The organism is Loigolactobacillus coryniformis subsp. coryniformis KCTC 3167 = DSM 20001, from assembly GCF_002706425.1.
Classification (GTDB): Bacteria; Bacillota; Bacilli; order Lactobacillales; family Lactobacillaceae; genus Loigolactobacillus; species Loigolactobacillus coryniformis.
The window spans coordinates 2373754-2393714 of the sequence record NZ_CP017713.1 but is presented as its reverse complement, the minus strand read 5'-3'; the positions used below and the strand labels follow the sequence as shown (position 1 = coordinate 2393714).

The following is a 19961-nucleotide window of genomic DNA, read 5'->3' as shown; positions in this document are numbered from 1 at the left end:
AGTAAATGTTGAATAATCAAAAAGTAATTGAACAATTAACACTTGCAGAAAAAGCGGCATTAACAACTGGGCAGTCAACGTGGCAGACATATGCGGTTGCCGATAAAATTCCGGCAATTTTTATGGCTGATGGGCCACATGGATTGCGTAAACAAACGGGAGCAACTGATCATTTAGGGTTGAATGCTAGTGAACCAGCAACTTGCTTTCCAACTGCGGCAACTTTAGCTAATAGTTGGGATGAAAACTTGATTGACCAAGTTGGTGTTGCATTAGGTAACGAAGCGCGAGCATTAGATGTTCAAGTTGTACTTGGCCCAGGCTTGAATATCAAGCGTAATCCGCGCTGTGGACGTGATTTTGAGTATTATAGTGAGGATCCATATCTAGCTGGGAAAATGGGTGCGGCTATGATCAGAGGTATTCAATCAACGGGGACTTTTGCTAGTCCTAAACATTTCGCAGCTAATAATCAAGAATATCGACGCATGGCTTCTAATTCATTGATCGATGAACGAACTTTACGTGAGCTTTATTTAACTAATTTCGAGATTGCAGTCAAAGAGGGCAAACCACGAGTTTTAATGTCCGCATATAATGAAATCAACGGTATTTATGCACATGAAAATAAGTACTTATTAGAGGACATTTTACGTAAAGAATGGGGTTTTAAGGGTTTTGTTGTCAGTGATTGGGGTGGTGATAACGATCACGTTGCAGCAGTGCAAAATGGTGGCAACTTAGCGATGCCAACCTTAGGGGCTAATGGTCCATTAGAAATAATTCAGGCAGTCAAATCAGGTGAATTGGCCGAAGAAACATTGAATCAACGTGTTGATGAATTATTGACACAGATTCTGCAATCAACTGCAGGAAAAAATACACAGCAACAGGTGGATTGGTCACACCAGCATCAAGTTGCTCACAAAGCAGCCGCTGAAAGTATTGTTCTCCTTAAAAATAAAGCAGCAACATTACCATTGGCTGACACTACTAAAGTAGCTTTGATTGGAGATTTTGCCAAACAGCCGCGTTATCAAGGCGCTGGTTCTTCGCTAGTTAACGCACAACAAGTTGAAAATATGGTTGCAACGGCTGTTGATCAACCGATTACTTTTATCGGTTACGAACAAGGCTACCAACGTAACGGTATTGTTGATCACGAATTAAGTGCAGCCGCAGTTGCATTAGCTAACAAAAGTGATGTTGCCGTAATTTGTGCTGGTTTAGACGAAATTTCTGAGAGTGAAGGACTTGATCGCACAGATTTAAATTTGCCAGACAATCAGGTTGAACTGATCAACACACTTGCACAAACTAGTACTCCAATTATTGTTGTTTTATCGGCAGGTTCGGTGATTGAAATGCCATGGCTAGATAAAGTAGCAGCTGTCGTTCACGGTTATTTAGGTGGCGAAGCAGGTGCCAGTGCCATGTGGGATGTTTTGATCGGTAAACAAAACCCTAGCGGTAAGCTAGCGGAAACCTATCCCTTAACCTATGAGGATGTGCCTTTTGGTAAGGAATATCCGACCACGCAACGTGATGTTTACTACAAAGAAGGCCCATTTGTTGGTTATCGTTACTATACAACTGCAGAAAAGCCAGTTCGTTTTCCTTTTGGATTTGGTCTCAGCTATACGACGTTTGCCTATAGTGACTTGCATGTTGCGTCTTCGGGAGTAACGGCTATGGTCAAGAATACTGGTGAACGTGAAGGTAACGAAGTGGTCCAATTATATATCGGTAAAAGTGACTCTCAACTTATTCGACCACGACGGGAGCTAAAGGGCTTTACTAAAGTACATTTAGCACCAGGTGAAGCTAAACAAATCAACATTAGATTTGATGATAAGGCGTTCCGCTATTTCGATGTTACATCGAATAGTTGGCAAGTCGAAGCCGGTACTTATGACATATTAATTGGCGCTAGTGTAGATGATATTCGTTTGCGGGGCACAATTGTTGAAGCAGGACAAAATGTTGCGCCAGCATTGAATCTTGTGCATTACCGAAAGGCCGATTTAAGCCAAGTGACGTTGGCAGATTTTTCAGCTTTATATGGGCAAACGTTACCTGCAGTCAAGACTGAAATTGGGCAACAATTAGCCATTAACAGTACGATTGCAGAAATGCGGTATGCCAAAAATTGGTTAGCGCGTCAAGTTTATCGCTACCTAAAACACGCGCTAGCCAAAAGTGAAGCAAAAGGTAAACCTGATTTAAATTTACTTTTTATTTATAATATGCCGTTTCGAGCTATTGCTAAAATGACTAACGGCCAAGTTAGTTTGGATATGGTCAACGCAATCTTACGTATGGTCAATGGGCATTTCTGGTCAGGTTTAACGCGCTTAATTAATAACTATTTCAAAAATCGCAAGCAAAATAAAGTTTGGCAAAAGGAGATGAGTTGATGGACCATTCAAACGGTGTTGTTGGCGTTTTAAAAAAGTTTAAAAATAAATATCCTGATCTCTATGAATTTATTTTATTTAATATTATGAGCAATGTTGCAACGATCACAAATTTTATCGTATTGTGGCTAGGTACAGGTATTTTTTTCAAAGGTCTAGATAGTTCCTTTAATTGGTGGATTTTTCACTATAATGCTAGTCAGGGCGGTTTAGGTGGCTTTCTTAGTTTTTTAGTTGCGTATATCTGTGCCCAGATCGTCAATTTTATCGTGCAGCGCAAGGTGGTTTTTGGCGCTACTGTACAGATCAAAAAAGTTCTGTTCTGGTATGTATTAACCGTTGCGGTCGCTGGAATAATTTCGGTATGGTTACCACCATATATTATTCAACAGCTGACACCGATAATTGGTGGTTGGGCGGCGACGGTTGCTAATATTGTTAACATTGTGATCCAAGTTGTGATTAATTATCCAATGATGAAATTTGTCATTATGAAATAGGTGAGAAGTACGTGAAAAGTTTAAGTTTAATTGTTTCTTGTTATAACTCGGAAGATTATGTAGAACGTTGTGTTAATTCACTGTTACTTGGTGGTGAAGAAGTAGAAATTCTTCTAGTTGATGATGGTTCCAATGATCGGACACCACAAATCATTGATTATTATGCACATAAGTTTCCAGGAATTGTTCGTGCAATCCATCAAGCAAACGGTGGTCCCGGCGCAGCAATCAATGCCGGTTTACATGCCGCAACAGGACTGTACACAAAAATTGTTGATAGTGACGATTGGTTAGATGCTACTGCGTATCAGCAAGTATTGGATTTTTTGCGGGAAACCAATCGGCAGGGTGAAGCTTTGGATATGATCGTTAGTAATTATATTTATGACCGGCAAGGTGCACGGCATAAAAAGGTGATGCGTTATCCAACAATTTTACCGCAGGGTCAAGTTTTTGGTTGGCAAGATGTCAGATTTCCTGCAGGTAAATATTTATTGATGCATGCAATTATTTATCGAACCAGTTTATTACGCGATGAAGCAAAGCTGGAATTACCCCGGCACACTTTTTATGTGGACAATATTTATGTCTTTGAACCACTACCTTTTGTTAAAAAAATCTACTATTTGAACGTAGAACTTTATCATTATTTTATCGGTCGTGCCGATCAATCTGTAAATGAAGATGTGATGTTGTCGCGGATTGATCAACAATTGAAAATTAATAGGCGGTTGATTATTTTTTATGCTGAAAATATTACTGACAGCAGTCCGGTTAGTCAGTATATGGAAAAATATGTAGAGATCATTACCACGGTTTCTTCAATCTTATTGGTCAAGGGTGGGACCCCACGTTATTTAGCGTTGAAAAAGGATCTCTGGCGTTTCGTTAAACAGTATGATGAAACACTATACAAACAATTACGTCATGGGGCCTTTGGTATTGGGGTTCATCTTCCAGGAAAAATAGGTCGCAAGACTGCCGTTGGTGCTTATCACATTGCACAGCGGATGTACGGGTTTAACTAATAAAGTTAAGTATTGATTGGTATAGATAATTTTAGCAGGAGAATATTGCTATTTTACAAGTTATGAAGACTAAGTGACAAGTTATGCTGAGAAGGATTCTAAATAACTAAACTTAGTATAATTGAAAATGTAAGCGTTATAAATAAAAGGGGGAGCAAGCTTGATGAAGAAAAATCGTAGTCTCATTATTACGCTCAGCGCTATTGTGATTGCACTTTTAGCAGTAGCTGGTATTGGATATATCTTTATTAGTAACCTAATAAAGCAAGGTGTTGTCACGATGAATGATATTATGACAACTATTAATAAAGTAGGCACTTATTTTATTCCAATAGCCATTATTTTAGTTGTCATTATTATTGCGTTGATTGTATTCCGCAATAGAAGTAAGAAATTTAATTTTTGGTTAAAGTGGGAATCATTGGTCGCATTCTTTCTTGCTTTAGTACTTACACTAAATATTGTTGTCTTCGTTCCAATGTCAGCTTTATTTAATCTAAATTTTGCTAAGCTTGATCAGGTAAGTGCCAGTACGGTAGCGCAAAGCAATAACGTGAATGAAAATATTGCAAATGAAGGCACTGTCTTATTGAAAAATACGAATAACTACTTACCAATTAATGCTAAAAATATTAACGTTTTTGGTTGGGCCTCAACTAATCCACTTTATGGTGGTACTGGTTCAGGTGGTGCTGTGGGTGCAAATTCAGTTGATATTTATCAAAGTTTGAAAGATGCTGGTTTTAAAACTAATGATTCCTTGAGTAAGTTTTACACGAAGTATCGTAAAACACGGCCAGACATTAGTATGATGAAACAAGATTGGACACTTCCAGAGCCAGCACGAAACGATTATTCTAATAAGTTAGTTAATAAAGCAAAGAACTTCTCTGATACTGCATTAGTTGTACTTGGACGTTCTGGCGGTGAAGGTGCTGATTTACCTAAAGATATGGGTGCCAAAGGCGTCACTTATAATGGTAATAAAGGTGACTTCAAAAAAGGCGATAATTATCTACAATTATCAAAATCAGAACGTGATATGCTTTCTCTAGTTAATTCAAACTTTAAAAACGTCATTGTATTAATTAATGCATCTAATCCAATGGAGTTAGGCTTCTTAAATCAATATAAAAACATTAAAGGCGCGTTGTGGATGTCAGGCCCCGGACAAAAAGGCTTTTCAGCCCTAGGTAAAATTCTGAAGGGCACCGTCAATCCATCCGGACGGACTGTTGATACTTACGCCCGTGACTTAAATAAAACGCCGACTTATAATAACGTAGGTGATTTCCAGTACACAAACGCCTCATACAAATATGTTAATTATGTAGAAAATATTTATGTTGGTTATAAATTTTATGAAACTTATTATCAAAATAATAACGCCGCCTATGACCAGGCTGTACAATATCCATTTGGCTATGGTTTAAGTTATACTAAGTTTAGTCAAAGTATGGGTGACATTAAGCAATCTGTGAATGGTAAGATTCATTTTAACGTTACAGTCAAAAATACTGGTAAGGTTGCTGGTAAAGATGTGGTTCAAACGTACTATACAGCTCCGTATACTAACGGTGGTACTGAAAAAGCGTCAACTAATCTAATTGATTTTGCCAAAACAAAAAATCTTAAACCAGGCGAGAGCCAAACCATTCCATTTACGTTAGATCGTGAAGATTTAGCTTCTTATAATGAGAATAATGGTGGTGCTTACGTGCTGGATAAGGGTAGATACCAAATTCAGATTAAATCTGATGCACATGATGTATTAGGCTCAAAAGATTATAATGTTCCCCAAACAGTTACCTACAATAGCGATAATAAGCGGAGTAGCGATAAAAAAGTTGCTAAGAATGAGTTTGGTTATGCTGAAGGTAACGTGGATTATTTGAGTCGTAAGAATAACTTTGCAAATTATAGCCAGGCAACTGCAGCCCCAGGTAAAGAACAATTGTCTCAAAATATGCAACAAGGTGCGACAAACGTTAAAAACGTTCAATACAAGAAATCTAATGCTAAAATGCCAACGACTAATGCTAATAATAATGTGAAATTAGCAGCACTACGAGGCAAGAGTTACAGTGATCCAGAGTGGAACAAGCTATTAGATCAGCTATCGGTCAAAGATATGAATAATTTGATTACGTATGGTGGCTATCAAACTGTCGGTTTGAATTCGGTTGACGCACAACATACCTATGATTTTGATGGTCCTTCTGGGTTAACTAGTTTTATGGTCAAAAACATGAATACAACTGCTTTTCCAGCTGCAGCCATGATTGCAGCAACTTGGAATAAAAACTTAGCCAAAGATCGTGGCTCTATGGTTGGTAAGCAAGGTAGTGAGATTGGTGTAACTGGTTGGTATGGTCCAGCAATGAATTTACATCGTAATGCTTTTGCCGGCCGTAACTTTGAATATTACTCTGAAGATAGTATTCTTTCAGGGTATATGGCTGCCAATGAAATTGCTGGTGCTAAAAAGCATGGTGTTTATGCTTATATGAAACATTTTGCATTGAATGATCAAGAAACTAATCGGACAAATAAATTGATGACTTGGTCTAGTGAGCAAGCAATTCGTGAAGATTACCTTAAACCATTTGAAATGGCTGTAAAGGATGGTGGAGCAACGGCAACGATGTCATCCTTTAACTTTATTGGCAATAAATGGTCCGGTGCTAATAGCAACTTATTGCAAAATGTATTACGTGGCGAATGGGGTTACCGTGGATTAGTTGAAACAGATTACTTCATGGGTGCCGGTTATATGCTTGGTAATACAGGGATTGCTAATGGTAATGATCTTATGCTATCAACTAATGGTGAAATGGGTGCAAACATTACGCATACTGATAACCCACAAACGGTTAAGAATATGCGGAATGCATCGCATAATATTCTCTACACGGTCGTTAATAGCGCTGCTTATAAAAACGATAAAGGAAATCAGAGTTTGTTATTACCATGGCAAAAGTCTGTGATTCAATTTGATATTATCGCTGCAGTGATAGTGATCGTGTTACAAGGTATTGTCATTGTATTGTATCGCCGTAAATATGTGAAAAAAGTAAATTAATTGAAATATTAAATTACTAAAATATTACTAAAAAAATAAGTTATATTCTTGAGAATTTCACTCAGAATATAACTTATTTTTATGTCTATAAAATTACTTATTTTTCTGCATCAGCCAACAATTGCCGCAGTGGAATCAAGCCTTGTGCTTGGTATTCTTCGACGAATGCTTTGACGGCTGCGGGGTCTTGGGTTTCTGGATCTAAAACAAGTTGTTCAACTGGTAATGGCCGTTCATTGGCGATCTTAACATCGATCACAACTGGACCAGTGGCAGTTTTAGCTTGTTCAAAAGCCATTTTGAGTTCGGCCAAATTAGTGACTTTATAGCCAGTTGCACCCATATCTTCAGCGACACCAGCCCAATCGGCATCTAGTAAATCGACACCGGAATGTGGTTGTTTAGTATCGTCCTGTTCAGCTTCGATAAAGCCGAGTGATTGGTTGCTGAGGACTACGTTGATGATTGGTAGGTGTTCTTTGACTTGAGTCAACAAGTCTTGAACGACCATGGTCCAGCCACCATCACCGGAGATTGAGAAGACTTGGCGATTAGGAAAAGCTTCTTTAGCAGCGATGGCAGCTGGTATGCCATACCCCATGGTTGCGTACCAAGCAGAAGTAGTAAACTGTTCTTGATGGTTCATCCGCAAGAAGCGCATGCCGTCGATCGTCACGTTACCAACATCAACTTGGAAAATTGCATCTGGTTCTGCCATATCGTTGATTTGTTTGAAAACAGGTTCCACCCGCATTGGCGTTTGGTCACTTTCTTCAAAGCTGTCGATCCACTTGCGCCAGTTGATCTTATTGGCTAGAGCAGCCTTGTAGAATGGTTTTTCAGGAACTGCGTCGCCACTACGTTCAACCAAAGCACGGAACGTTTTAACGGCATCGGCCAAAATGGAAACTTCAACTGCATGGCGTTTGCCTAGTTTGGCAGAATCGGTGTCGACTTGGATGAATTTTGCGTCAGGCGCAAAGAAGTACGCCGTAAACGGAAAATCAGTACCAACGAATAAAACCGTATCTGCTGCGCGGGAAGTTTCAACCCCTGGCTTGCTGGCAACACGGCCGGCAGAACCCATATAGGCTTTGTAATCATCCGGCACGATACCTTTAGCTGGAACCGTTGAAACGATCGGCGCTGATAATTTTTCGGAAAGGGTAATGATGTCGTCGGTTGCGCCGCGAGCACCTTGACCAATGTAGATCAATGGTTTCTCAGCTGCCTTCAGTAAAGCGATGGCAGCGTCGATTTTTTCAGTTGCGGGTGCAACTGTATCACTAGTGGTTGCAGCAGCAGCGGTCGAAACGAAATTATCGTCGATCTCAGTCCAGCCAAGATCCTTTGGAATCGTAACAACAGCGACACCATTATGCTTGTAAGCTTGGCGGATCGCTTCGTCGACCACGTGTGGCAAACCAGCTGCAGTGGTTGCTGTCCGGTTATAAACTGCCACGTCAGCAAACATCGGATTTTCATTCATTTCTTGGAAGTAATCAGTGTTCATTGTTGCAGTTGGAACTTGTCCAACTAACGCCAAGACTGGGACGTGGTCATATTTAGCATCATACAAGCCATTAAGTAAGTGAACTGCACCAGGACCAGCAGAACCAAAAGTAACACCTAATTTGCCGGTTACTTTAGCTTCGCCACTAGCAGCTAAAGCGCCAACTTCTTCGTGACGAACTTGGACAAAGTGAAGCGTATTGCGGCGATTATGCAAAGCGTTCATTGTGGAATCAAATGAACCACCCGGTAAACCGTAAATATTTTTGACGCCCCAATCCTCCAATACCTTGAGCATTGCGTCTGCTGCATTAATTTTTTCTACCATTATGAAGATCCTCCTTTAAAATTGCTTACCCGTATAAGTTGCAATTTTTGTATAACGAACTGACTATTTTTGTAAACCCTTTATACCTAATTTAACGTTTACACAATCTTTTAGCAAGTAAAACGGCTTCGTAAGAAATGATGGTTGCCATCAACAGTCTATTCTGATTTGGCAGTAGATGGGCAAACTGATCATCATTGTTTGACAAGCTAATTTGTAGTGATGCCATAATGCAAATAAATAATAAATATCCGCACATAATCAATAATCGAGCTACAAAAAAGAACGCAGGCCAGAGCTTGCGTTCTTTTTATTTAAGTTTCAGTTGGTAAGTTAAGCTGCCATTAAATACCGAATTTGTTATTAACAATGACATTTTTTTTGCCCAAAAGGTTGCTTCTAGTGGTGCAACAATCTTGCCATCGCTACTCAAAGCATGATAGAGTGGCTCGATTTCAGCGTCACTTTTAGCTTGGATCACTGAGGCAATGTTGTTGCCACTGGTCAATTCCAGTCCCCTTTCTGGTGGCACGTCTGAAATCATGACCTGCGTACCATCGATCATGATGCTGGCGTGCATAACTAGATCTTTCAGTTGTTCAGGTAGAGGGTGTTCCGGGTCGGCCGGTGCATTGCGATAATACATAATTTCATTGGTAGTTGTTTAAAAAAACTTGCCGTAAAAATCAAGTACCGCGGCTGATTGATCAGCAAAATTCAAGTAAAGCTCCATCCCTTGAGCCTCCTTATATTTTACCATTATCTGCTTGATTCATCTTGAGTTTAACAGCTATCAAATGTAGGCGTAATTTTGAACCTTTTTAACTATAGACAAGTAATTAACGTTATGGTAGCGTTATCATTAGACGAGTCGTGATACTTTGTGAAAAGGGGCGAACGATAGTGAAAGCACAGGAAATTCTGCAAGATCCATTACGTAATAAAGGAACCGCATTTACAGTAGCTGAACGGCATGAGCTGGGCTTAACTGGTTTATTACCACCAAAGGTACAGACTTTGGACGAGCAAGTCGCACAAGTGTACGGTCAGTTACAGACACGTACGACTGCGATTGCTAAGCATTTATTTCTGATGCAGATCTTTAATCAAAATCGGATACTATTCTATCGTTTATTACGGCAATATTTAGTTGAATTACTGCCATTGGTTTACACTCCGACGATTGGTGATGCGGTTGAGCAATATGGTCAGCAATTTGTTGAACCTGGTGGTGCGGTTTATTTGAGCATTAATGATCCGGATAGCATGCAGGCTAGTTTGATCGCTGCTGCCGCTGGTCGGGAGATCAAAATGGTAGTCGTAACGGATGGTGAAGGTGTATTAGGTATTGGTGACTGGGGTGTCAACGGGGTCGATATTTCGATCGGCAAATTAATGGTCTACACAGCTGCTGCTGGGATCGATCCGCGGCAAGTTTTACCGATCGTACTGGATGTAGGTACCGATAATCAGCAGTTATTAGATGATCCGCTGTATCTAGGTAATCGGCAGAAGCGGGTGCGGGGGGAAGCTTATCATGCGTTTATCGATCAGTTTGTTGAAGTGGTCGAAACGACTTTTCCTAATGTTTTTCTGCACTGGGAAGATTTTGGTCGTGAAAATGCTGCAGCAATTTTAAATCAATACCAGAACCAGATCACCACTTTTAATGATGATATTCAAGGAACCGGGATCGTGGTTCTGGCTGGCATTTTAGGTGCACTAAGTATTTCCGGTGAGAAATTAACGACACAACGCTACTTGTGTTTTGGTGCCGGCACAGCGGGGACTGGTGTTGCACGGCGCATCTTTTTGGAAATGCAGGCGCAAGGATTGTCGGTTGAGGAAGCACGGCAGCATTTTTATTTAGTCGACCGGCAAGGGTTATTGTTTGACGACATGGCTGATCTTACGCCAGAACAAAAGGCATTTGCCCGTAAACGCAGTGAATTTACTAATGTCGCTGCATTGACTGATTTGGTGGCAGTGGTAGCGGCGGTTCAGCCAACAATTTTGGTGGGGACTTCAGGGCAACCGCACAGTTTCACCGAAGAAATTGTTAAATCAATGTGCGCCCATACACCACGGCCGATTATTTTTGCAATGTCGAATCCGACTAAGTTATCAGAAGCCACGGCGGCTGATTTGATCAATTGGTCAGCTGGTAAAGCTTTAGTGGCGACAGGAGTGCCACAAGCGCCAGTCACCTATAATGGTGTGACCTACGAAATTGGTCAGGCAAATAACGCTTTGGTTTATCCTGGCTTAGGGTTAGGCGTGATTGCTGCGCAAGCAACTCGCTTAAATGATGAAATGATCTCGCAAGCCGCGCATTCGCTAGGTGGTATTGTTGATACCAGTCAGCCTGGGGCAGCTGTTTTACCGCCAGTAGCACGGGTGACTGAGTATCAAAAGACAATTGCGACTGCAGTTGTGCAAAGTGCGTTGGATCAAGGTCTAGCCGGTCGCAAAATTACTGACGTTGCTGCGGTAGTCACGGAAAATCAGTGGTTGCCGGAATATTAAGTAATTGATATATCAAAATCAAGTCGCTACTGACCATAATTGGTTATTGGCGGCTTATTTTGATTTGTGTCGAGCCTAGTAAGTCTGCTACAGTGAAGTTATTATTTTTTTGACAAGGTGGGAACTTAAGATGGCAAAAGTCTGGTTAGTCACAGGAACTTCGCGTGGTTTAGGTCGAGCATTGGTGGAAATGCTACTGCATCGGGGTGAAAAGGTGGTAGCGACAGCACGGCAGGTAGATGCGATCGCCATATGGACACAGCAATATCCACAACAGGTATTGACTTTAGCGTTGGATGTCACTGATAAGGCACAGATCGCTGCGGTTGTAAAAAAAGCGATTGCGCATTTTGGACAAATCGATGTTTTGGTCAATAATGCCGGTTATGGCTACTTTGGTGCGGTCGAGGAAAGCGATGAAACGGCGGTACGAGCAATGTTTGAAACCAATTTTTGGGGATTGGCGGCAGTAACACAGGCGCTATTACCCCAGTTGCGCGCCCAGCGTAGTGGCTTGATCATCAATATTTCTTCGGATTGTGGATTGACGACTTATCCAGCGTTAGGCTATTATCAAGCCAGCAAGTTTGCAGTTGAAGGGTTGAGTCAAACATTAGCTCAAGAAGTTAGACCATTAGGTATTCGGTTGATGCTGGTTGAGCCAGGCGCATTCCGAACTGATTGGGCGGGCCGTTCAGCGGGTGAGCACAAGCAAACAATCACTGATTACGCAACGACTGCGGGACAAGCTCAAGCGCATTCGCAGGCTACGGTGGCGGTTAAACCTGGTAGTCCTGAATTAGCAGTCAAGGCGATTCTCAAAGCTGCGGCAGATCCGCAACCGCCATTGCATTTAGTTTTAGGTGCAGACGCACTAGTTGCAGTCCGTCAGCAAGTCACAGCCTTGACGCAAGATCTGAATACCTGGGCGCCCACCTCAAACCACACCGCTTTTGGTGACGAGGCATACTGGTAATAATATGGTATGATAAGCTCTAGTGACTGGAATATTAGCGTCAAAATCAGGCTAATAAACCACCTTAATTGTGTAATAGGGCCATGTTTCTTGCGGTGACCGAAACGAATTTAGTTGAGGAAACGCAGTTGCGGACTATGCAACTACGCTCCTTAAACTTGGCCACAAGAATAGACATCGCCTGCGACTTAGACTTGCCGGTCTTCGGCTTAGTCTGATCGACAACGGAAAGCAAGTTCTGTTTCATGGAAAAATCAGATATCTGATACTTGCTAAGTAGTGTTGTTGAAAACGAGCGACAGTGGAACATCAAAGTTTATTAGCGTATTTAGCTAATAAACCACCTTAATTGTGTAATAGGAGAAAAAGTATGGCAGATTTAGTTTATCAACGCATAATCAAAGATTTAACTCGGCGTATTTTTGCCGGGGAGTTTGCTGCGGAAATGAGATTGCCCGATGAACGTCATCTGAGTGAAGAGTATGCGGTCAGTCGTAGTTCAATCAAGCGCGCATTGGCGATGCTGGCTAATGATGGTGTGGTCTTTAAAAAACGTGGCTCTGGCACCTTTATTAATCCGTTATATTTAGAAAATCAATCGTTGTTCAATTATGAAGGCAGTAATTTAGGTATCACCGACAATTTACAAATGGCGGGGAAAAAGCCCGGTATCAAGCTACTTGAATTTGCAGCGATTCCGGCTACGGCAACGCTGCAGCGTGATTTATTTTTGCAAAGTGGCGAGTTCGTTTATCAGATTAAGCGGCTACGTTTGCTAGATGATCAGCCGTTTATGATCGAAGAAAGTTTTATTCCGATCAAGGTCGTGCCTGAGCTAAATCAGGATATTGCTGGGCATTCGATTTTTAACTACTTGCAGGAAACTAAAAAGCAGGCAGTCACTAAATCGTTCCTGACGATTGGTGCGGCACCAGCTACAGCAGAAGATCAAGAACTGTTACATTTGCAGGCCAACGAACCAGTGGGCACAATGGCCGGGATTTTCTTTTTAGATGATGGGACGCCAATTGAGTATTCGTTTATGCGTATGCACTATCGTTATCTAAAATTTAATTCATTTGTGGCGATCGACAAGCCATAAAAAACTTGTTTCTTGGATAGGGCAAGTTTTTTATTTTTGCTCACTTTTTAATTGGTACGACCCAATTTGCAAAAAGGTTGACTTTTAATCGTAAATTGGTTATCTTATTAGGTGAAGTAGCGCAGTGAGCTGCGGTGACTTTTGGTAAATCATAAAATAGTCATTCAATATGAAAAGGAGAATCAATCATGACGGACACAAAAACCGTAGATTATTCATCACCAGAATATTTTGAAAAATTAAACGCTTATTGGCGGGCAGCTAACTATCTTTCTGTTGGTCAGCTTTATTTAAAAGACAATCCTTTATTGCGGCGGCCATTAAAAGCTAGTGACGTTAAGTATTATCCAATTGGCCATTGGGGCACGATTGCTGGACAGAATTTCTTGTATGCCCATTTAAACCGTGTGATCAATAAGTACAATTTGAACATGTTCTATATTGAAGGTCCCGGTCATGGTGGCCAGGTCATGGTTTCTAATTCTTATTTGGACGGCTCATACAGTGACATCTATCCAGAAATCACGCAAGATGAACAAGGGATGCAAAAGTTATTCAAACAGTTCTCATTCCCTGGTGGCGTGGCTTCCCATGCGGCAGCCGAAACACCAGGTTCGATCCATGAAGGTGGCGAATTAGGTTATACATTATCCCACGCAACTGGTGCGATCTTAGATAACCCTGATGTGATCGCTGCAGCAGTCACTGGTGACGGTGAAACTGAAACAGGACCGTTAGCAGCTTCATGGTTCTCGAATACGTTTATCAACCCAATTCATGATGGTGCGATTTTACCAATCGTCAACATGAACGGTTTCAAGATCTCTAATCCAACGATTTTGGCACGTAAATCTGACGCTGATTTACGAAAGTATTTTGAAGGTATGGGCTGGGCACCAATTTTTGTTGAAGGTGACGATCCTAAAGTGATGCATCCGGCTTTGGCTAAAGCAATGGACGAAGCAATCGAATCGATCAAAGCAATCCAGAAACATGCACGTGAAAATAACGACCCAACGCAACCAACTTGGCCAGTAATTATTTTCCGGGCACCAAAAGGCTGGACTGGTCCTAAAACTTGGGACGGCGAACCAATCGAAGGTTCATTCCGTGCGCATCAGATTCCAATTCCAGTAAATCAAAATGATATGACGCATGCAGATGCGTTAGTTGAATGGTTGGAATCCTATAAGCCTGAAGAACTATTTGATGAAAATGGGACGTTGATTCCTGAGTTACGGGCATTAGCGCCTAAGGGTGACAAGCGGATGTCGACCAATCCAATTACAAACGGTGGTATTGCTCCTAAAGATTTGAACTTACCTGATTATCGTAAATATGCGTTGGATAATACAGAACATGGTAAGCAAGTTAAACAAGACATGATTGTTTGGTCTGATTATTTGCGTGATCTGATCAAGAACAATCCGGATAATTTCCGTATTTTCGGTCCTGATGAAACGATGTCCAATCGTTTGTACAGCTTGTTTGAGGCAACTAGTCGGCAGTGGTTGGAACCAATCAAGGAGCCGCAAGATCAATATTTGGCACCTACCGGCCGGATCATTGATTCACAATTATCAGAACATCAAGCTGAAGGCTTTAATGAAGGCTACACCTTAACTGGTCGTCATGGCTTGTTTACTAGTTATGAAGCTTTCTTGCGGGTCGTTGATTCAATGTTGACCCAGCACTTCAAGTGGATCCGTAAAGCTGATGAATTAGATTGGCGGACTAAGTATCCATCATTGAACGTGGTTTCAACATCGACTAGCTTCCAGCAAGATCATAACGGGTATACCCATCAAGATCCTGGTATCTTAACGCATATGGCGGAAAAGAAGCCAGAATATATCCGTGAATATTTACCAGCTGATGCTAACTCGTTGTTAGCGGTTAGTCCATTGATCTTTAATAGTAAGCAAACGGTCAATATTTTGATTACTTCAAAACAACCACGGCCACAATACTACAGCATTGAAGAAGCGACTAAGTTGGCGAATAACGGTTTAGGTATCATTGATTGGGCTTCAACTGATCAAGGTAGCAAGCCCGATATTGTGATCGCTGCTGCAGGGACTGAACCAAATATGGAAAGTTTAGCCGCAATTAATATTTTGCACGACAACTTCCCTGAATTGAAGATCCGTTATATTAACGTGATCGACCTGTTGAAGTTACGCAGTCCAGAACGTGATCCTCGCGGCTTGTCTGATGCTGAATTCGATCATTATTTTACTAAAGATACACCAGTCTTATTTGCTTATCATGGCTTTGAAGACTTACCACGCGATATCTTCTTTGATCGCCATAACCGTAACATCATGTTCCACGGTTATCGTGAAGAAGGCGACATTACTACATCATTTGATATGCGGGTCGTCAATGAACTTGATCGCTTCCATTTAGCCAAGGATGTCATCATGCACTTACCTGAATATGCGGATAAAGGCGCAGCTTTCATCCAAAAAATGGACGATAAATTACAATACCATCACGATTATATTCGTGAAAATGGTGAGGATATTCCAGAAGTACTTGACTGGACATGGCAACCATTGAAATAGTACCGACTGAAAAATCGACTCTTTGCGGAGTCGATTTTTATATGAAACCAAACTCAATTTAGCGCGCAGTAACCCCTTGGTGTGCAAATGCCGAAAAAAACTGCTATACTGTAGTTATACTAGCGCTAGTAACTTATATTTTGGGAGTCAACGTATCTTCAGTACGTTGGCTCTTTTTATATTCTTGATACGTCGCGCCAGTCTGGATCATCACATAAATAATACGCAGTAACTTGTGAGCGAGGGCGACATTAGCCTTCTGCTTGCCCATACGCGAGCACAACCGCCAGTAAAAGTCTCGTAGACCCGTTTGCTTCGTCGACTTCGCTGCCATAGCCGCGGTAATCATCGCCGTTTTGAGGTATTTATTACCGTGAAGCGTATGTGCCCCATGTTTCTTACCCGCGGATTCGTAGCTGCCTGGACACAAGCCCGCCCAAGAGGCAAGATGGTGGGCGTCGGGGAATGGACTTACGTCTGAGCCAATTTCGGCAATAATGATTTGTGCAGTACCCTCACCAACGCCTGGAATCGCTTGTAAGCGATGATACAACTCTGAGAAGGCTTCAAGTTGCTCATAAATTTGCGACTCTAGATTGATTAATTCACGTTGGTAACTCGCTAGCAGATTCATGTTCATTGCCATCAAAAAGCGATCATTGTAGCTCAGAGCGCCATCAAGAGAAGCCAAGATTTGTTTTGGAGTGGCCTTTAATCGATACCCGCGTTTACCGGTCCCTGCTTGTTCGATGCTGGCAAGGTTGATCACCTCACTATTCTCCAATAATGCCAGAATGCGGCGTCCAGAACCGGAGAAAATATCGGAAACATAGGTCGTGAGCTTGATATTAGAACGTTGAAGAATATCGTGGACCTGATTCTTCAGGCGCGTCATTTGTTGGGTGATACTTTTGCTTAAACGCGTCGATTCACGTAGCTCTTGAATCTGACGTGGTGGCACATAACTGGCACTAACAAGTCCGTACCGCGCAAGTTCGGATAACCATTCAGAATCCTTTTGATCGGTCTTCTTACCGGGAATATTCTTAATAATACGCGGATTACATAGGATCATATTAAAGCCAAACGGCTCAAGGATCTGCCAAACAGGGCGCCAATATTGGCCAGTACTTTCCATGAGTACCTGCTTAACATCCTGTTGTTTCAACCATGCGCCGCACGCTTTCAAGTCAAAAGTGACCGTTTGAAAACGCGCGTGTACCTTTTTTGGCTTAGCTGATTCGGCTGAACCGATTAATACGGTTACCGTGATTTCCTTTTGGTGGACATCGATCCCGGCAACACTTTCTGCGACAACTTCCATTGGGGAGACCTCCTAGTATTGATAGGCAGCGTCTTCGGCTATTGAGGGATTGAAATTTTATATACGTGCTCAGGGCAACAATTGGGTAATCTCAGAGCTGAAGACCATCGGTTTTTTGTACGGGGTCTGAAGAACCACCAATAAACCAGCGATGAACAAATAAAGCCGCCTTCCTCTTGATTATATCAAGAGCGAAGACGGTTTCATATTATGGATACGAGGGCGAAGCGAAGCGCGCCCTCTGAGAGTTTTTTGTTGCATTAAAAAACGATCAGCAAAACTAATTTAGTTTGGTTTACTGATCGTTAGTGCCTGCATTGATTTAAGTATGATCGATAACTTTTGTTGTGGCAAAATCATTTTCTTGGAGTCGTACGATAAGGTGGTCGACTGATTTACGGTAGTAAAGTTTTTTGCTTTTAAATAAAGTATCGCCATTATCAGCTTTTAAAAGTACACGATAAACTTTTTTGGCTTTATCATTTTTGAGCTTATCAATGTGTTTGATCAAAATGTACATAAAACCGCCTCCTTATCGATTATTGTAACATGAGCTGGCAAAGTTTTTAGAAAACGCTAGCATATTTCTAGAATTTAATTGCGTTTCCGGTATACGATTATATAGTGGATAAGTAATAGATTATAACGAAAGCGAGGCTTGGACCGTGGATGATTTAGGTAAATATATTTTACAATTAGGTGTCAGCAATTTTGCCCAGGGATTTACTTGGGGATTAGAAGTGGAACGTCATCGAATTGGTGCTGACGGCTATTTAAGCGCGGCACCATATCCACCAATGTTAGGTCAACAACGCGCCAATCCGTACATTAAAAATGATTACTTCAATACACAAAGTGAAATAATCACTCCAGTCGCTAATTCAATTGGGACAGCAAGTCAGTATTTAGCGGCATTAGATTATACATTGCGTTCCGCATTGGCAGCGGATGAGTATCTTTGGCCGTTTTCATTACCGCCTTGTTTAACAGCAACTCACAGTGAGCTAGGTTATGCCGATGTTGGACCAGAAAAAATGGCTTATTATCAGGAATTAGGGCGCCGTTACGGCATGGAAGAAGGCTTACCTTCAGGAATCCATGTTAACTTGGCCCCTAATAAAAAGTGGACTAGCGCCATTGCCAAGGCCGTGCGACGAGATACGCGGCAGGTACGTGACGAATTGTTACTCAAGCAGGCGATTGGATTTATGCAGTATCGGTGGTTGTTCACCTATTTACAGGGTGCTAGTCCGGTTGCAGAAGCTAATTATTTAACTGATTTACCGGCACAGCCAGTGCGCTCATTGCGTAATTCGCGACAATACGGTTATGGTTTTGCTAGTCATTTTAAGGGAGATTATACCTCGGTAGCAGCTTATGTAGAAAAAATGCAAGCAGCTATTGCCGCTGATGAGTTGATTGCTGAATCCGCCTTCCATGAAGCTGTGCGGTTGCGGCATCCGGCGGGCTTGACGGCTTTGGCGTCTCATGGGATCAGTCATATTGAGTTACGTATGTTAGATCTTGATCCCACGGTTACGACCGGGATACGTAGCGACACGCTGCTATTGTTGCAATTACTAGCATTTTATTTTATGGTTACCCCTAAATTGGCAGCAACGGAATTAACGGCGGCAACACAGCAAAATGATCAGGTGGCGCTGGAACATCCGCTGGCAACTAGCAGCCAGCAACAGGCTGGTTTAGATTTACTAGCGCAGCTACAAGAATTGGTGATTACCGCTGAGCTACCGCCAATTTATCGTTCGGTGGTGGCACAAGCTGCCGAAAAATTATGTCGGCCCCAACTGACTTTGGCGGGTCGTTTGTTGCCGCGAATCCAGCAAGATTCATTACTGGCGTACGGCTTGCAACAGGCGCGCAATTTTCAGTTACGGGCTCAACTCAATAGTTCGCCAGTTTATCGTGACTTTCAAAATGAACCGCGGCCGAGTCTTAAAAAATTGCAGCAGGCACTTTTTGATCAATACCAAGGTTTACCGCATCTGAATCCCCAGGAACAATCGGTAGTCAGCTAAAATTTTTAAAAAATTGGCAAAACTTGATGCCGATCAATTGCCGGATTACTAAACGGCGGTAAACTATAGCCATAAGTTGATCAAGGAGGTCACTATTATGGAAAAAGCAATTATGCAATTAGATAACTTAACTTGCCCGTCATGCATGCAAAAAATTGAGGGTGCACTTAAACAGCAAGTTGGTGTCAGTGAGATCAAAGTTTTGTTTAATGCCGCTAAAGTTAAAGTTGATTTCGATCCGGCACAAACATCCGCCGAAAAGTTGGCCGACGTTGTGGATCGCTTAGGTTATCCGGTTAAGAAAATGAAAGTTAAAGAATTAAGTTAGGTTTTAGTGCAGGAGTTGGACATAAGTCGTTTATGTCCAACTCCTTTTTTGGTGCGCCCGGCATGGGCGTCAACTAGGTGGTGAAAGTCCACTGCGGGCCGTAGTAGTCGGAACCGCTAGCCAAAGGCAAGGCCTTTATCGTGAGGTGAAGACTGAAGGAAGCCTGATGAGCAAAGTACTGCACCGATGAACAAGAAGCAGCTATAAGGCCGGAAGTAACTGGATAAGGTGG

Annotated in this window: 14 protein-coding genes; 10 read left to right on the top strand and 4 right to left on the bottom strand. The window is 41.8% G+C overall.

Translation table 11 applies throughout. The features are described from left to right. Positions 1–5: 5 nt before the first annotated feature. From LC20001_RS11760 to LC20001_RS11745, 4 genes are all read left to right on the top strand, one after another. Positions 6–2417: a glycoside hydrolase family 3 C-terminal domain-containing protein gene (locus tag LC20001_RS11760; RefSeq protein WP_010012061.1), complete on the top strand. Its 2412-nt coding sequence runs from the start codon at positions 6–8 to the stop codon at positions 2415–2417. Further along, positions 2417–2917, top strand: coding sequence for a GtrA family protein (locus LC20001_RS11755; RefSeq protein ID WP_056943251.1), 501 nt, complete (start codon positions 2417–2419; stop codon positions 2915–2917). Before LC20001_RS11760 ends, LC20001_RS11755 begins: the two co-directional genes overlap by 1 nt. 11 nt (positions 2918–2928) lie before the next feature. Beyond that, positions 2929–3945 (top strand): glycosyltransferase family 2 protein, encoded by a 1017-nt coding sequence (locus LC20001_RS11750; RefSeq protein ID WP_010012060.1) that lies wholly within the window; start codon positions 2929–2931, stop codon positions 3943–3945. A gap of 163 nt (positions 3946–4108) precedes the next feature. Then, positions 4109–7027 (top strand): beta-glucosidase, encoded by a 2919-nt coding sequence (locus LC20001_RS11745; protein WP_010012033.1) that lies wholly within the window; start codon positions 4109–4111, stop codon positions 7025–7027. Positions 7028–7124: 97 nt separating this feature from the next. On the opposite strand, the gene spxB is transcribed toward LC20001_RS11745, so the two are convergent. Both spxB and LC20001_RS11735 read right to left on the bottom strand, forming a co-directional pair. Next, entirely contained in the window at positions 7125–8867 is a 1743-nt protein-coding gene (spxB, locus tag LC20001_RS11740) for a pyruvate oxidase (RefSeq protein ID WP_010012032.1), read from the bottom strand. Positions 8868–9177: 310 nt separating this feature from the next. Next, positions 9178–9432 carry a VOC family protein gene (locus LC20001_RS11735; protein WP_244901106.1) on the bottom strand — a complete coding sequence of 85 codons (255 nt, stop codon included), beginning with the start codon at positions 9430–9432 and terminating at the stop codon, positions 9178–9180. A 338-nt stretch (positions 9433–9770) separates the two neighbouring features. Here LC20001_RS11735 and LC20001_RS11730 point away from each other — a divergent pair, with 338 nt between their 5' ends. From LC20001_RS11730 to LC20001_RS11715, 4 genes are all read left to right on the top strand, one after another. Continuing rightward, positions 9771–11393, top strand: coding sequence for a malolactic enzyme (locus LC20001_RS11730; RefSeq protein WP_010012029.1), 1623 nt, complete (start codon positions 9771–9773; stop codon positions 11391–11393). A gap of 130 nt (positions 11394–11523) precedes the next feature. Then, entirely contained in the window at positions 11524–12369 is an 846-nt protein-coding gene (locus tag LC20001_RS11725; protein ID WP_010012028.1) for an oxidoreductase, read from the top strand. 370 nt (positions 12370–12739) lie between these two features. Beyond that, positions 12740–13471 (top strand): GntR family transcriptional regulator, encoded by a 732-nt coding sequence (locus LC20001_RS11720; RefSeq protein ID WP_010012027.1) that lies wholly within the window; start codon positions 12740–12742, stop codon positions 13469–13471. Positions 13472–13659: 188 nt separating this feature from the next. After that, positions 13660–16038 carry a phosphoketolase family protein gene (locus LC20001_RS11715; protein WP_010012026.1) on the top strand — a complete coding sequence of 793 codons (2379 nt, stop codon included), beginning with the start codon at positions 13660–13662 and terminating at the stop codon, positions 16036–16038. A gap of 133 nt (positions 16039–16171) precedes the next feature. On the opposite strand, the gene LC20001_RS11710 is transcribed toward LC20001_RS11715, so the two are convergent. Together LC20001_RS11710 and LC20001_RS11705 are read right to left on the bottom strand one after the other, a co-directional pair. Next, complete coding sequence (locus LC20001_RS11710; protein WP_056943250.1) at positions 16172–17362, bottom strand: IS110 family RNA-guided transposase; 1191 nt, start codon at positions 17360–17362, stop codon at positions 16172–16174. A 322-nt stretch (positions 17363–17684) separates the two neighbouring features. Beyond that, on the bottom strand, positions 17685–17882 hold the full coding sequence (locus LC20001_RS11705; RefSeq protein ID WP_010012022.1) for a YegP family protein: 198 nt from the start codon (positions 17880–17882) through the stop codon (positions 17685–17687). A 145-nt stretch (positions 17883–18027) separates the two neighbouring features. Here LC20001_RS11705 and LC20001_RS11700 point away from each other — a divergent pair, with 145 nt between their 5' ends. Next, a complete protein-coding gene (locus tag LC20001_RS11700) occupies positions 18028–19401 on the top strand; it encodes a glutathione synthase (RefSeq protein ID WP_010012021.1) in 1374 nt (457 codons plus the stop codon). Positions 19402–19498: 97 nt separating this feature from the next. Next, positions 19499–19729 carry a heavy-metal-associated domain-containing protein gene (locus tag LC20001_RS11695; protein WP_010012019.1) on the top strand — a complete coding sequence of 77 codons (231 nt, stop codon included), beginning with the start codon at positions 19499–19501 and terminating at the stop codon, positions 19727–19729. Positions 19730–19961: the final 232 nt, after the last annotated feature.

Bases quoted from the DNA above. Each gene is read 5' to 3' on its own strand.
- LC20001_RS11725 (WP_010012028.1), top strand. From the start codon at position 11,524: ATGGCAAAAGTCTGGTTAGTCACAGGAACTTCGCGTGGTTTAGGTCGA.
- LC20001_RS11755 (WP_056943251.1), top strand. From the start codon at position 2,417: ATGGACCATTCAAACGGTGTTGTTGGCGTTTTAAAAAAGTTTAAAAAT.
- spxB (WP_010012032.1), bottom strand. From the start codon at position 8,867: ATGGTAGAAAAAATTAATGCAGCAGACGCAATGCTCAAGGTATTGGAG.
- LC20001_RS11745 (WP_010012033.1), top strand. From the start codon at position 4,109: ATGAAGAAAAATCGTAGTCTCATTATTACGCTCAGCGCTATTGTGATT.
- LC20001_RS11710 (WP_056943250.1), bottom strand. From the start codon at position 17,362: ATGGAAGTTGTCGCAGAAAGTGTTGCCGGGATCGATGTCCACCAAAAG.
- LC20001_RS11715 (WP_010012026.1), top strand. From the start codon at position 13,660: ATGACGGACACAAAAACCGTAGATTATTCATCACCAGAATATTTTGAA.
- LC20001_RS11705 (WP_010012022.1), bottom strand. From the start codon at position 17,882: ATGTACATTTTGATCAAACACATTGATAAGCTCAAAAATGATAAAGCC.
- LC20001_RS11695 (WP_010012019.1), top strand. From the start codon at position 19,499: ATGGAAAAAGCAATTATGCAATTAGATAACTTAACTTGCCCGTCATGC.
- LC20001_RS11735 (WP_244901106.1), bottom strand. From the start codon at position 9,432: ATGATCGATGGTACGCAGGTCATGATTTCAGACGTGCCACCAGAAAGG.
- LC20001_RS11760 (WP_010012061.1), top strand. From the start codon at position 6: ATGTTGAATAATCAAAAAGTAATTGAACAATTAACACTTGCAGAAAAA.
- LC20001_RS11720 (WP_010012027.1), top strand. From the start codon at position 12,740: ATGGCAGATTTAGTTTATCAACGCATAATCAAAGATTTAACTCGGCGT.